The 12,965-nt window shown below is 64.0% G+C and carries 11 protein-coding genes; 5 read left to right on the top strand and 6 right to left on the bottom strand.

Annotation, left to right across the window (positions count from 1 at the left end):
- Positions 1-100: 100 nt before the first annotated feature.
- From SLT36_RS07620 to SLT36_RS07600, 5 genes are all read right to left on the bottom strand, one after another.
- A complete protein-coding gene (locus SLT36_RS07620; protein WP_432286626.1) occupies positions 101-1,228 on the bottom strand; it encodes an S-(hydroxymethyl)glutathione dehydrogenase/class III alcohol dehydrogenase in 1,128 nt (375 codons plus the stop codon).
- A 68-nt stretch (positions 1,229-1,296) separates the two neighbouring features.
- Complete coding sequence (locus SLT36_RS07615; RefSeq protein ID WP_432286625.1) at positions 1,297-1,944, bottom strand: glutathione S-transferase family protein; 648 nt, start codon at positions 1,942-1,944, stop codon at positions 1,297-1,299.
- A gap of 9 nt (positions 1,945-1,953) precedes the next feature.
- Positions 1,954-3,720, bottom strand: a complete 1,767-nt coding sequence (locus SLT36_RS07610) for a Rieske 2Fe-2S domain-containing protein (protein ID WP_432286624.1) — start codon at positions 3,718-3,720, stop codon at positions 1,954-1,956.
- A gap of 41 nt (positions 3,721-3,761) precedes the next feature.
- Positions 3,762-4,667, bottom strand: coding sequence for an aromatic ring-hydroxylating dioxygenase subunit alpha (locus tag SLT36_RS07605; protein ID WP_432286622.1), 906 nt, complete (start codon positions 4,665-4,667; stop codon positions 3,762-3,764).
- Between the two features lie 31 nt (positions 4,668-4,698).
- Positions 4,699-5,565, bottom strand: coding sequence for an aromatic ring-hydroxylating dioxygenase subunit alpha (locus tag SLT36_RS07600; protein ID WP_432286620.1), 867 nt, complete (start codon positions 5,563-5,565; stop codon positions 4,699-4,701).
- 244 nt (positions 5,566-5,809) lie between these two features.
- Here SLT36_RS07600 and SLT36_RS07595 point away from each other — a divergent pair, with 244 nt between their 5' ends.
- The 5 genes from SLT36_RS07595 (at position 5,810) to SLT36_RS07575 (ending at position 11,430) form a co-directional block, all read left to right on the top strand.
- The gene (locus SLT36_RS07595) at positions 5,810-6,580 is read left to right on the top strand and encodes a GntR family transcriptional regulator (protein ID WP_067957483.1); all 771 of its coding nucleotides are present in this window, start codon (positions 5,810-5,812) and stop codon (positions 6,578-6,580) included.
- Between the two features lie 46 nt (positions 6,581-6,626).
- Positions 6,627-7,721, top strand: coding sequence for a BMP family ABC transporter substrate-binding protein (locus SLT36_RS07590; RefSeq protein ID WP_432286618.1), 1,095 nt, complete (start codon positions 6,627-6,629; stop codon positions 7,719-7,721).
- A gap of 196 nt (positions 7,722-7,917) precedes the next feature.
- Positions 7,918-9,459, top strand: coding sequence for an ABC transporter ATP-binding protein (locus tag SLT36_RS07585; RefSeq protein ID WP_432286617.1), 1,542 nt, complete (start codon positions 7,918-7,920; stop codon positions 9,457-9,459).
- The gene (locus tag SLT36_RS07580) at positions 9,443-10,510 is read left to right on the top strand and encodes an ABC transporter permease (protein WP_432286615.1); all 1,068 of its coding nucleotides are present in this window, start codon (positions 9,443-9,445) and stop codon (positions 10,508-10,510) included. The genes SLT36_RS07585 and SLT36_RS07580 overlap by 17 nt, the downstream gene beginning before the upstream one ends.
- Positions 10,510-11,430, top strand: coding sequence for an ABC transporter permease (locus tag SLT36_RS07575; RefSeq protein WP_432286612.1), 921 nt, complete (start codon positions 10,510-10,512; stop codon positions 11,428-11,430). Before SLT36_RS07580 ends, SLT36_RS07575 begins: the two co-directional genes overlap by 1 nt.
- A gap of 34 nt (positions 11,431-11,464) precedes the next feature.
- On the opposite strand, the gene SLT36_RS07570 is transcribed toward SLT36_RS07575, so the two are convergent.
- Positions 11,465-12,940 carry a M81 family metallopeptidase gene (locus tag SLT36_RS07570; protein WP_432286611.1) on the bottom strand — a complete coding sequence of 492 codons (1,476 nt, stop codon included), beginning with the start codon at positions 12,938-12,940 and terminating at the stop codon, positions 11,465-11,467.
- Positions 12,941-12,965: the final 25 nt, after the last annotated feature.

Raw genomic sequence — 12,965 nt, 5'->3', positions numbered from 1 at the left:
CTGGGAGGCTTGAAGGCCGGCGAAAAGCCGTGGCGTTTGGGGAGCCGGCCATGGGGGCCTGGCCGGCTTTGGGAGCTCAGGAGATGGGGAGCACGGGACGCTAGTAGACGACGACGCTTCTGATGCTTTCGCCCGAATGCATCAGGTCGAAACCCCTATTGATGTCTTCGAGCTTGAGCGTATGGGTGATCATCGGGTCGATCTGGATCTTGCCCTCCATGTACCAGTCGACGATCTTCGGAACGTCGGTGCGGCCGCGTGCGCCGCCAAAGGCGGTGCCTTTCCAGCTCCGGCCGGTGACCAGCTGGAACGGCCGTGTCGAGATCTCCTGGCCGGCGCCGGCGACACCGATGACGATCGACTCGCCCCAGCCGCGATGGCTGGCTTCCAGCGCCTGGCGCATCACCTTGACGTTGCCGGTGCAGTCGAAGGTGTAGTCGGCGCCGCCGATCTGGTCGGCACCACGCTTGGTCATGTTGACGAGATAAGGAACGATGTCGCCCTCGACCTCCTTCGGATTGACGAAATGCGTCATGCCGAACTGTTCGCCCCAGGCCTTGCGCTCATTGTTGATGTCGACACCGATGATCATGTCGGCACCGGCAAGCCTGAGGCCCTGCAGCACGTTGAGGCCGATGCCGCCGAGGCCGAAGACGATGGCCGTCGAGCCGATCTCGACCTTGGCGGTGTTGATCACCGCGCCGATGCCGGTGGTGACGCCGCAGCCGATGTAGCAGATCTTGTCGAAGGGGGCGTCGGGATTGACCTTGGCCAGCGCGATCTCGGGCAGCACGGTGAAGTTCGAGAAGGTCGAGCAGCCCATGTAGTGAAAGATCTTGTCCTTGCCGATCGAGAAGCGCGAGCTGCCGTCCGGCATCAGGCCCTGGCCTTGGGTCGAGCGGATCGCTGTGCAGAGGTTGGTCTTGCGGCTGAGGCAGGACGGGCAGGAGCGGCATTCCGGCGTGTAGAGCGGAATGACGTGGTCGCCCTTCTTGAGCGAGGTGACACCCTTGCCGACATCGACGACGACGCCTGCACCCTCATGGCCGAGAATGGCCGGGAAGATGCCTTCGGGATCGGCGCCCGACAGCGTGAACTCGTCGGTGTGGCAGATGCCGGTCGCCTTGATTTCGACCAGCACCTCGCCCTCGCGCGGACCCTCGAGATCCACCTCCATGATCTCGAGCGGCTTTCCGGCTCCAACGGCAACGGCGGCGCGGGTTTTCATTTTCTACTCACTCCCAAATCTGGATTGTCAGCCTTGCATGTCGCCGGCTTGAATGTTGTCTTCTGACTTCAGGCCGCCTTGGCAGGCCCTGCGGGGAACACGCCGGACATGACCGTGAAGCCCTTGATGCGTTTGACACGATCGCACCAGCGGCGGATCGCCGGATAGTCCTGTCTCGGTATGCCGCCCTCTTCCGACAGCATGATGTAGGGGAAGCAGGCGATGTCGGCGATCGTCGGGTGTGACGCCGAGCAGATCCAGCCGCGCCCCTCCTGCTCGCCGAACCACAGATGCTCGTCGAGGATGCGGAACAGCCGGTGCGCGCCAGTGCGGGCCGCCTCGACGTCGAAGTCGTAGAACAAAGCGTCGTGCAGGCGGGCGGCGGATGCGGTGGCGGTGATGCCGTCGGCGAAGGCCAGCCACTGGCTGATCTCGCCGAGCAGGGCGGGATTGTCGCGCGGGTACCAGGTGCCCGATGTGTCATACTTCGAGGCGAGGTAGACGAGGATCGCCTGGGCATCGCGCAGGACGAGCCCGTCGTCGTCGATGACAGGCAGCTGGCCGAGCGGATTGATCCTAAGGAACCAGTCCGACTTGTGCTCGCGGCCGGGATAGAAATCGATCGGCACCGTCGTCCAGTCGACGCCGAGCATGGTCATGAACAGGCGCAGCTTGTAGCAATTGCCCGACAGTTCGTAGTCGTAGAGCGTGATCATCAAAAACTCCTAGAGGTCGAGCACAAGCCGCGCCGACTTGGCACGCGACACGCAGGTCATGATCTTGGTGCCGGACTTGCGCTCGGCGTCGTTGAGATAGACGTCCTGGTGGTCGGGCTCGCCTTCGATGACAGTGGCGAGGCAGGTGCCGCAGGCGCCCTGCTCGCAGGAAGACGGCATGTCGATGCCGGCGTCGCGCATCACCTCGATGATCGTTTTGCCGGCGGGCACCGTCAACGTCATGCAGGAGCGCGCCAGCGCCACCTCGAAACTGGTGCTGTCGTCGATGACATTGGTGTTCTTGAAATATTCGTAATGCACCGCCGTTTCGGGCCAGCCCATCTCGGCCGCGATATGACGCGCCGCCTCCAGCATCGGGCCGGGACCGCAGAGATAGACATGCTTGTCTGGACCGTAGCCGCTGAGGATCTCGCGCAGCTTGGCGCCGGTCTGCTCGGGCGAAAGCCCGAGATGCGGCTTTAGCGAGGCGCCGAGCGTCCTGGTCTTCTCCGGGAAGGCGAGCTGCGCTTCGTTCTGGGCAAAGTAGTGCAGCTCATGCACCAGGTTCTGGTTGTTGAGCGCCTGGGCCATGGCGAGCAACGGCGTGATGCCGATGCCGCCGGCGATGAAGATGGTCTTCACCGCGTCGCGGCGCAGCGGGAAATTGGTGCGCGGCTCGGAAATCGCCAGCACGTCGCCTTCGCGCACCGTCTCGTGCAGGCAGGTCGACCCACCCTTGGAATCGCGCTCCAGCTTGACGCCGATGACGTAGCTGTCGCTTTCGCCCGGGCCGTTGGTGATCGAATACTGCCGGATCAGCCCGTTGGGCAGGTGCACGTCGATATGGGCGCCGGGCTGGAAGGTCGGCAGCAGGCCCTTGATCGGCCGAAGCTCGAAGCCGGCGATACCATCGGCGGCCGGCCACTTCCTGGCGACCTCGACACGGATCGTCGCCTTGCGGCCGTGCTTGGTCTCCTCGGGCATCTCGGCGAGTTCGGGCGAGACACGCTCGATCACCGGCTCCAGCGGCGCCGGTGCCGGCTCGCGCGCCGCCTCGGCCTCGACCGCCAGACGCAGCCTGGAGAGCAGCTCATTGTGATGGCGCAGCACGGCAAGGCGCGCAGCGCCTTCGACCTGGCTGTCGAGCACGCCGCGAATCACCGAACGATTGGAATCGACCGGCTGGACAAAGAAGACGGCGAGCGTGCCGGCTTCGTCCTGGTGCGAACGCAGCGCCACCGAAAAGGTGGTGGAAGCCTCGACCGTTACCCTGGCGGCGGAGCCGTCGATCTTGCCGCTCGGCTGGAAGCGATAGCCCTTAAGCCTGGCTGCGACCACGTCAGCCGGCGCATTGACCGGAATGCCGCGCAGCGCCAGCAGCTCGCCCTCGGCCAATCCCTTGACCTCTGGCACATCGCCTTGCGGCTCTTCCGCCGACCAGACGAGGCCATAGCGCTCGACGGCGGCGAAGGTACGGTTGGTGATGGTGCGTGCCGGCGCGTCGGCCGGGTGGGCGGGGATGTAGGTGCAGCCGGCGGTGCGGTTTGAATAGCGCCAGCCATGGTACTGGCACTTCAGCTCGCGGCCATCATTGATGCCGATCGACAGGCGCACGCCGCGATGCAGGCAGCGGTTTTCCCAGATGTTGACGTAGCCGTCGTCGGCGCGCCAGACGGCGAACTCGCGGCCGAGCAACTGGCCGTGGAAAACGTGACGCAGCGGAAGATCGTGCGCCGCGGCAATGGGGTGCCATCTGGATTTGGCTAGGTCGAGCATGTGTTCCTCGCTGAAATTCTTCGGTTGGCGCCCTCGGGCGCTCAGCTGGCGGCTGGGATGACCCCGTAGGTCACGCCCTTCTGGCTCAGCCAACGGCGATAGGCGATTGCCGACTTGTCGGCACGGATCGGGGTCTCGGAGCGTGGATCGAGCGGCAGGCGCTTGGGCAGCTGGTTTTCCAGGATCGGCTTGTCCTGCCCGAAGATCGTCTGCTGGAAGCGCTTGATGACCTTATCCTCATTGTCCTCGTCGAGAACACACAGCAGCATGTGGGCGCGGACATGCTCCTGGTCGATAGGCTGCAGGAAGACCGCGATGACGTCGAGGCGGCTCTCGTCGAGCGGGCTCGATTTGTAAAGCACCGAGCAATAGGGATGCGGCACGCGGTAGATGTAGTCGACGTCGGCGCCACCGTCGGAGGTGGTCGAGGCCATCGGCTGGTAGAAGCGGCAGCGTGTCGCCAGGATCTCGTCGCGATCGACCGAAATCTCGACGTCGTACTCCTTCACCTCAGTATGTGGCTCGACGCCGAGGATGTCGGTGTGGACATAAGGAAAATGCCCCATGTCGAGGAAGTTCTCGATCGCCCGCGGCGCCGAGACACTGACGCCGATGGAGGCGGCGTTGAGCTTGCGCCTGTCTGCCTCGGCATATTCTGGGATCGGAAACAGGTCGGCCGGCGGCGTGCCGAGCGACGTCCAGAGATAGCCATAGGCGATCTTGACCGGCAACTTGCCGTCGACGTTGCCGATGTCGACCGGCGTGCCCGACGCCTGCCCCGGACGTGCGCGCCAGACAGCGGCTCCGCCATTCCCGTCGGTGGCAAAGCTGAGGCGTTCTTCAAGCAGCACGGTTTCGTTGACCACGCCCGCCGACACTTCGGCGAGTGCCGCAAGCGGGTGCCAGAGGTTGAGGATCACCGGATCCTTGCATCTCGTCTCGGTCATTTACTCTTCCTTCGTGAATGGGCGCTTGGGGTTATGCCCGCGCCGGTATTGCGCCGTAGGTGACCGGTTTGTCGCGCAGCCAGCGCCGGTACAGCACAGCGACGGCATCCGCCCGGATGGGCGTTTCAGCGCGAGGGTCGAGTGGCAGGCGCCTTGGCACCTGGTTCTCCAGGATCGGCTTGTCCTGGGCGAAGATCAGCTGCATGAAGCTGCGAATGCCAGCCTCGTCGATCCCATCCTTGAGGTAGGCAAGGAAGGGATGGGCAATGCAATTCTCCTCATCGACCGGCTGGACGAACAGGGTGATGACGTCGAGCCTGTCCTTCTGCACCGGATTGCTCTTGTAGAGCGCCACCGTGTAGGGCCGGCTCACCTTGTAGATGTAGTCGACGACAAAACCTCCCTTGGCCGTCGGCGAAGCCACCGGCTGGTAGAACTTGCATTCGGTCGCGACCAGCTCGTCGGCGGCCGTCAGCTCGACCTTGTAGGGCGCGACCTCAGTATGTGGCTCGTCGCCGAGCCAGCCGGTGTGAACGAAGGGGAAATGGCCCATGTCGAGAAAGTTCTCGACCATCCTCAAGCCCGACACCTTGACCGCGATCGAGCCACCGGTGACGAGATACCGATCGCCTTCCTCGGCCTCCGGCACAAAAACGATGTCGCGCTCGGGCTTGCCGAGGCAGGCCCAAAGGAAACCGTAGCGCTTGGTTGACGTGACCAGGTCTCCGGTATCGTTGCGGACAACTTCCTCGTTGTAGCGCCCGCGGCAATGGATGGTGATGTCGACGCCCAGCAGACGGGTCTGAAACGGCGCGCCGACCGACAGGTTGGCGAGGTCCGCAACCACATGCCAATCGTTAAGCAGGACTCTGTCGCTACAAAGGGCTGCTGTGCTCATCGCACCCTCCCTGTTGGCTAGCACTTCCCCGTGAACCTAGCTCTGTTATGTCCTCATTGGAAACACAGGATTGGATATCAATCAATAAGAAATTGCATGCCGATGTGAGAATTTTGGTTGACAGGCGCCAGCGATTGAATACCGATATGGAAACCGTAACCCGGGATATGCGACGCCGCCGGCGTGGCGCGAACCAGGGCTGGCCGTCAAGCAAGCCAAAGGCGCTGGCGGGGAGGAGAACGCCATGAGCAACCGCTCGCAGGCCATTGCCGACATACTGACGCGGGCGATCCTCGATCACCGCCTGGTGCCCGGCTGCAAGCTTGGCGAGCGCGAGCTGTCGGAGGTCTTCGACGTCAGTCGCATCGTCATCCGCCAGTCGCTGATCCGCCTTGCCGACGACGGCCTTGCCCAGATCGAGCGCAACCGCGGCGCCTTCGTCGCCCGTCCCAGCATGCAGGACGCGATGGAGATCTATGACGCGCTGACCCTTGTCGAACAGGGCGTCGCCGCCCAGTTGAGCGACCGTCTCGGGCCTGCCGGCTGGGCCGAACTGCGCCAGCATGTCGAGCGCCAGCGCAAGGCCGTGGCTTCAGGCAACGACGCACTCGCCGACGTGCTCGGCCAGGAATTCCACACCGTCTTCGTGCGCCTCAGCCGCAACAAGGTGATGCAGGAAATTCACGCCCAGCTGGTTCGCCGCACCACCTTGCTGCGTTCGCTGATCACCGCCGACTTCGACTATTGCAACCTGCTCGACGACCACGCCAAGCTCATCGAACTTCTCGAAAAGGGCCGGCTCAAGCCGGCAATGGAGCTGATCGACGCGCACCACCGCTCCGTCGTGCGCGGTTACATCATGGACCGGCAGGTGTTTCCCGAGCTGACGCCGCGCGAAGCGCTCGAACCCTATCTCGACGGCAAGGCAGGCGAGCCGCCGAAACCGGCACCAAGAAAGAAGGCAGGAGAGAATGGCGGGGCACGGACGCACACCCATGTCCACGTCGTAAAATAGACCCGGCACAAAGCCGGGCGCATCCAACCAACAGAGGGTTACCACCATGTTCAATCTGACCAGACGGCAATTTCTGCAATATTCCGGTGCCGCGGGCGCGGCACTCGGCACCAGCGGCCTTGCCGGCATCGCCAGCGCCCAGGAGCCGCTCAAGATCGGCGTTGTCTATGTCTCGCCGATCGCCGACATCGGCTGGACCAAGCAGCACAGCCTTGGCGTCGATGCCATCAAGGCCGAGTTCGGCGACAAGGTGGCGCTCACCGTCATCGACAACATCTTCATGCCGCAGGACGCCGAACGCGTCTTCCGCGAGCTCGCCGCGTCCGGCAACCAACTGATCTTCGGCACCTCCTTCTCGCATGGCACGCCGATGCAGAAGGTGGCCCCGCGCTTCCCGAAGGTCGCCTTCGAGCATTGCTCCGGCATCGTCCACCTCGCCAATCTCGGCACCTTCGAGGCCAAGTATTACGAAGGCACCTTCGTTGCCGGTGCCGCCGGCGCGCATATGAGCAAGAATGGCAAGATCGGCTTCATCGGCGGCTTTCCGATCCCCGACATCGTCGGCCCGGCCAACGCGCTTCTGCTCGGCGCCCAGAGCGTCAATCCCGAGGCCACCTGCAACGCCATCTTCCTCAATTCCTGGTTCGATCCGGGCAAGGAAAAGGAAGCCGCCAACACGCTTTTGTCGCAGGGCTGCGACGTCATCTGCTCGATGACCGATACCGCCACCGGCGTGCAGGTTGCCGGCGAAGGCGGCGCATGGTCGATTGGTTACGCCAGCGACATGGCCAAGTTCGGCTCGGGCAAGCAGCTCACCGCTTTCACCCTCGACTGGTCGAGCGACTATGTCGGCGCAGCCAAGGGCGTTGCCGCAGGCACCTGGAAACCCGAGGCGCGCTGGGATGGCCTCGCCGGTGGCGTCGTCAAGATGGCGCCTTACAACGAAGCGATCCCGGCCGACGTGATCACCAAGCTGAAGCAGCTCGAAGCCGACATCGGCTCCGGCAAGATTCACCCCTATGCCGGCGAACTCAAGGACCAGGAAGGCAACGTCAAGGTCGCGGCCGGCAGCGTGCTGGCCGATGCCGACATCCGCGGCATGAACTGGTTCGTCAAGGGAATGATCGGCAAGCTCGCCTGATCCTCCCCTCGCAACCGCTAGCAATTCCACCGGGGCGCTACAGCGCCTGGTGTCCAGTTGGACACGCAAAGGACGCTGTAGCGCTTAAAACGGGTGCACGATCCTTCCCGAAAATCGGTTCCGATTTTCGGGGTCATGCACCGTCCCGGTCGGTCTATGGCTGCGCACCGTCCAACCCTCACGGCAGGACCCGGCTATGCCCCCACGCCTCGAATTGCGCAACATCACCAAAAGTTATCCCGGCATCATCGCCAATGACGACATCTCGATGTCGATCATGCCAGGCGAAATCCACGCCGTGCTCGGCGAAAACGGCGCCGGCAAATCGACCCTGATGAAGATCATCTACGGTGCGGCACAGGCAGATTCCGGCGAGATTTTCTGCGACGGCAAACCGATCGCCGCCCACACGCCGGCGACCTCGCGGGCGCTCGGCATCGAAATGGTCTACCAGCATTTCGCGCTGTTTGAATCGGTCACCGTGGTCGAGAACATCGCGCTTGCCGTATCGAGCACCTTCGACCTCGACACGCTGGCGCGCCAGATCACTGAACTGTCGAACCGCTACGGCATGCCGATCGACCCCTATCGCCGCGTCCACGACCTGTCCGTCGGCGAGCGCCAGCGGGTCGAGATCGTGCGCTGCCTGCTGCAGGCGCCGAAGCTTCTGATCCTCGACGAGCCGACCTCGGTGCTGACGCCGCAGGCCGTCGTCAAGCTGTTCGAGACACTGCGCCAGCTCGCCGCCGAAGGCTGTTCGATCGTCTACATCAGCCACAAGCTCGATGAAGTGCAGGAGCTCTGCGACACCGCGACAGTGCTGCGCAACGGCAAGGTCACCGGCACAGCACGGCCCAAGCAAAGCACCTCGGCGCAACTCGCCCGGCTTATGGTCGGCGCCGAGCTGCCCGAAATGCACGTCTCGCCCTCGGTGCCGAGCGACAAACCGGTGCTCGAGGTGCGCGGGCTCACCGCCCCTGCCCGCGACAAATACGGCGTCGAACTCAAGAACGTCTCCTTCGAGGTACGCGGTGGCGAGATCGTCGGGCTTGCCGGCGTCTCCGGCAACGGCCAGGCCGAGCTGATCTCGCTGCTCAGCGGCGAACGGACACATGCCAATGCACTGTCGATCCAGATCGGCGGCAAGGCTGCGGCCCATCTCAACGCCAGCGAAAGGCGCAAACTCGGCATGGCCTTCGTGCCGGAAGAGCGGCTTGGCCGCGGCGCGGTGCCGCCGCACGCGCTGTGGCAGAACGCCGTGCTGACCGCCCACCGCTCCGGCCTGGTGCGCAACGGTCTCGTCGACCGCAAGCAGGCAAACAGCTTCGCCGCCAAGATCATCGAGCGTTTCAAGGTCAAGGCCAACGGCCCGCAGTCGAGCGCCCAAAGCCTGTCGGGCGGCAATCTGCAGAAGTTCATCGTCGGCCGCGAGATCGCGCTCGAGCCAAAGCTGTTCCTGGTGGCGCAGCCGACCTGGGGCGTCGACGTCGGCGCTGCCGCCTTCATCCGGCAGACGCTCGTTGACCTCAGCCGATCGGGTGCGGCCGTGCTGGTGATCTCGGAGGAGCTCGACGAGCTGTTCGAGATCTGCGACCGGCTGCTCGTCATCTGCCAGGGCCAGGTCTCGCCACCACTGATCAGGACAAAAACCAACCGCGAGGAAATCGGCCTGCTGATGACAAGGGTCGACCGCGGCAACGGCACCAACGGGAGAGGCGAAGTTGCGATTCAGGATTGAACAAAGACCGGAACCATCCGCCAGGATGCGGGTGGCGGCGCCGGTCATCGCGACCGGGCTTACGCTTCTCGTCGGCTCGCTGTTGTTTGCCGTGCTCGGCTATGACCCGCTGGCAACACTGCAGGCCTTCTTCATCGCCCCGCTCAACTCTTTGAACGGGCTGTCCGAGTGGTTGCTCAAGGCCTCGCCGCTCATCCTCATTGCCTGCGGCCTCGCCGTCGGCTTCCGCGCCAATGTCTGGAACATCGGCGCGGAAGGACAATTGATCATCGGCGCCATCGCCGCATGCGGTGTCGGCCTGTTTTACCCCAACCCCGACAGCTGGCTGCTGCTGCCGCTGATGTTCTTTGCCGGCGCCATCGCCGGCATGGCATGGGCCGCCATCCCCGCCTTCCTCAGGGCGCGGATGAACACCAACGAAATCCTTGTCACGCTGATGCTGACCTATATCGCGACGCTGCTTTTGTCGTGGCTGGTCCACGGCCCGTGGCGCGACCCGGCCGGGTTCAACTATCCGCAGACGGCGCTTCTGTCGGCGGCGGCGATGTTCGAGCCGTTCGACTATTCCTACCGCCTCAACGCCTCGGTGTTCATAACAGTCGTTGCCGTGTTCCTGATGTGGCTGTTCACCGACCGCAGCTTCCTCGGCTACAAGATGTCGGTCAGCGGCGCGGCACCGCTCGCTGCCCGCTACGCCGGCTTCCGTGAATCTTCGGCTGTCTGGACCGGCCTGCTTGCAGGTGGCGCTGCCGCTGGCATCGCCGGCATGGCCGAGGTCTCCGGTCCGCTCGGACAGCTCTCGCCGCAAATCTCGCCCGGCTACGGCTTCGCGGCGATCATCGTCGCCTTCATCGGCCGTCTTAACGCTTTTGGCATCGTGCTGGGCGGATTGCTGATGTCGCTCTTGTTCCTCGGCGGCGAAGCAGTGCAAATGAACCTCGGCCTGTCGGCTGCGCTCACCCGCATCTTCCAGGGCATATTGCTGTTCTTCTTGCTTGCCGCTGACTTCTTCATCTTCTACCGGCTTCGCCGCATTCCGGAGCATGCCTGATGGACTTGTTCATTGCCATCTTCACCGGCACCATCATTGCCGCAACACCATTGATCTTTGCAGCGCTCGGCGAACTCGTCGTCGAGAAATCGGGCGTCCTCAACCTCGGCATCGAAGGCATGATGCTGATGGGTGCCGCCTTCGCCTTCTGGGCCATCGTCGCCGGGCTTCCGATGCCGGTCGCCATCCTGGCAGGCGCACTTGCGGGTGCCGCCGCATCGCTGCTGTTCGGCGTCCTGGCGCTGACCTTCCTGACCAACCAGTATGCCGCCGGCCTGGCGCTCGCCATCTTCGGCTCGGGCGTGTCGGCCTTCCTCGGCCGCAATTTCGGCTCGGCGCCGATCGACGCACTGAAGAAGATCTACATCCCCTATCTCTCCGACATTCCGGTGATCGGGCCGATGCTGTTCCGCTTCGATCCGATGGTCTATTTCGCCATCATCATGTTCGCCGTCATCAGCTGGTTCCTGTACCGCACCAAGGGCGGGCTGGTGCTGCGCACCATCGGCGAGTCGCCCGAGACGGCGCATGCCATCGGCTATCCGGTGATCAGGATCCGCTATCTCGCCGTGCTGTTCGGCGGGCTGATGGCCGGTCTCGCCGGCGCCTATCTGTCGGTTGCCTACACCCCGCTCTGGGTCGAGAACATGACCGCCGGCAAGGGCTGGATCTCGCTGGCGCTGGTTGTCTTCGCGACATGGCGACCACTGCGCGTGCTGCTCGGCGCCTGGCTGTTTGGCGGCATGACCATCCTGCAGCTGCAGGGCCAGGCGCTTGGTATCGCGGTGCCCTCGGAACTGCTCTCCGCCCTGCCTTATCTCGCAACGATCGTGGTGCTGGTCATCATCTCGCAGAACCGCCAGATGCTGGCGCTGCACTTCCCGGCCTCGCTGGCCAAGCCGTTCCGTCCAGCGACCTGACGAAACGACAGGCGGGGCTAAGCGCCCCGCCGCCTCACACAGCCCAGGGATCGCTGACCCTGGGCCAGATCGGACGGACAAGCTTGGTGTAATTTGTGACGCGCGGATTGCTCGGATAGGAGCTTGGCGCATCGACATAAATGATCTCGGCCGCAACCGGCGCAAAGCCGGCGTAGAAATGGTTGGTCGACTTGACCAGCAGGATGTCCTTGTCCGCCGGATCGACGCCAAGATTGGTGAAGATATCGGGTTCGAAAGTCTGGGTGCGGTTGGTGTTGAGGATGACGTCGACCTCGGTGCCCACGATCCGCACCAGAGCCGTCAGCCCAAGCGTGACGCGGCTCGGCCCGAAACTCTGCCAGCCTTCCTCGACGGTCTTCAGCACCTGAACCCTGGCGTCGATCGGCTCGCCGGCCTGCGGGCCTGCCTTGCCGCCGAAGCGCAGGTCGATGATGGCACCTTCGCCGGCGGCATGGCAGAAGGTCACCGCGATCGGATCCCAGATGGTGGCGACGCCGACCTTGTCGAGGCCGCGCTCCAGCATCCGGCGCAGAACGAAGGTACCGTCGCCGGCAACGCCGCCGCCGGGATTGTCCCAGACATCGGCGACGACGGCAGGCTTGGCTGGATTGGCCTTGCGGGCGGCAAGCGCCCGGTCGATGCCGGCGTCAGTGTCGAGCATCTCCATCGCCGTCTTTTCGCGCATGGCATAGAGTTCGCGGCCGAGCTTTTCGGCCAGCGCATCGCCCTTGGCCTTGTCATTGTCGGTGACGACGACAATACGCGAGCCCATCTCCGGCACGTCGGAGCCCATGAAGCCATGGATCACCGACACCGACAGGATGCCGTCCTTGCCATGCAGCGCCTTGATGCGATCGACGAAGGAGCGCATCGGCTCGCGGCTGGTCGGCAACACCGTGATCATGCGGCAGTCGAAGGTCGAGATGACTGGCTTTATCTCGCCGCGCGCCGCGGCCAGTCCAAGCTCGACGACATGTTCGCCGCGCTCATAGAAATCGGTATGCGGGAACTCGAGGAAGGCCGCGAGCACGTTGCAGGCGGCGACACGCGTCGGCGTCAGGTGGCTGTGCGGATCGAACTCCGAGGCAACAACGACGTCGGGCCCGACCATGTCACGGACCCGGGCAAGCAGGTCGCCTTCGCAGTCATCATAACCCTGCGCCACCATGGCGCCATGCAGGCCGAGGATGACAGCATCGACAGGCATGGCAGCCCGGAGCTGGCCAAGGATTTCGTCGCGCAGCGCCTCGAAGGTCTGGCGCTGCACCAGCCCGCCCGGCTCGGCCCAGGTCGCGGTGCCCTCGATGACAGTCAGGCGATCGGCCTCGGCGCGACGGCGCAGCGCCACGATCGGCGACGAGCACAAGGTCGGCGTTTCTGGATGCTGGCCCGGACCGGCGTAGAACGCCATCTCGAACGAGGCACGGTCTGTCGGCACCGGCGAGAAGGTGTTGGTTTCGGTCGCCAGCGAGGCGGTGAAGATGCGCATATCAGTTTCGTTTCTTTGTTGTTGG

The sequence above is a fragment of the Aminobacter sp. BA135 genome, from assembly GCF_050859125.1.
In the GTDB taxonomy this organism is placed as follows: domain Bacteria; phylum Pseudomonadota; class Alphaproteobacteria; order Rhizobiales; family Rhizobiaceae; genus Aminobacter; species Aminobacter ciceronei.
Note: the sequence above shows the minus strand (reverse complement) of the source record. Positions and strands in the feature narration are given on the sequence as shown.

What these genes read in the sequence shown, in the direction of transcription:
- SLT36_RS07620 (WP_432286626.1), bottom strand. Translation starts at nt 1,228, where the DNA reads ATGAAAACCCGCGCCGCCGTTGCCGTTGGAGCCGGAAAGCCGCTCGAG.
- SLT36_RS07615 (WP_432286625.1), bottom strand. Translation starts at nt 1,944, where the DNA reads ATGATCACGCTCTACGACTACGAACTGTCGGGCAATTGCTACAAGCTG.
- SLT36_RS07610 (WP_432286624.1), bottom strand. Translation starts at nt 3,720, where the DNA reads ATGCTCGACCTAGCCAAATCCAGATGGCACCCCATTGCCGCGGCGCAC.
- SLT36_RS07605 (WP_432286622.1), bottom strand. Translation starts at nt 4,667, where the DNA reads ATGACCGAGACGAGATGCAAGGATCCGGTGATCCTCAACCTCTGGCAC.
- SLT36_RS07600 (WP_432286620.1), bottom strand. Translation starts at nt 5,565, where the DNA reads ATGAGCACAGCAGCCCTTTGTAGCGACAGAGTCCTGCTTAACGATTGG.
- SLT36_RS07595 (WP_067957483.1), top strand. Translation starts at nt 5,810, where the DNA reads ATGAGCAACCGCTCGCAGGCCATTGCCGACATACTGACGCGGGCGATC.
- SLT36_RS07590 (WP_432286618.1), top strand. Translation starts at nt 6,627, where the DNA reads ATGTTCAATCTGACCAGACGGCAATTTCTGCAATATTCCGGTGCCGCG.
- SLT36_RS07585 (WP_432286617.1), top strand. Translation starts at nt 7,918, where the DNA reads ATGCCCCCACGCCTCGAATTGCGCAACATCACCAAAAGTTATCCCGGC.
- SLT36_RS07575 (WP_432286612.1), top strand. Translation starts at nt 10,510, where the DNA reads ATGGACTTGTTCATTGCCATCTTCACCGGCACCATCATTGCCGCAACA.
- SLT36_RS07570 (WP_432286611.1), bottom strand. Translation starts at nt 12,940, where the DNA reads ATGCGCATCTTCACCGCCTCGCTGGCGACCGAAACCAACACCTTCTCG.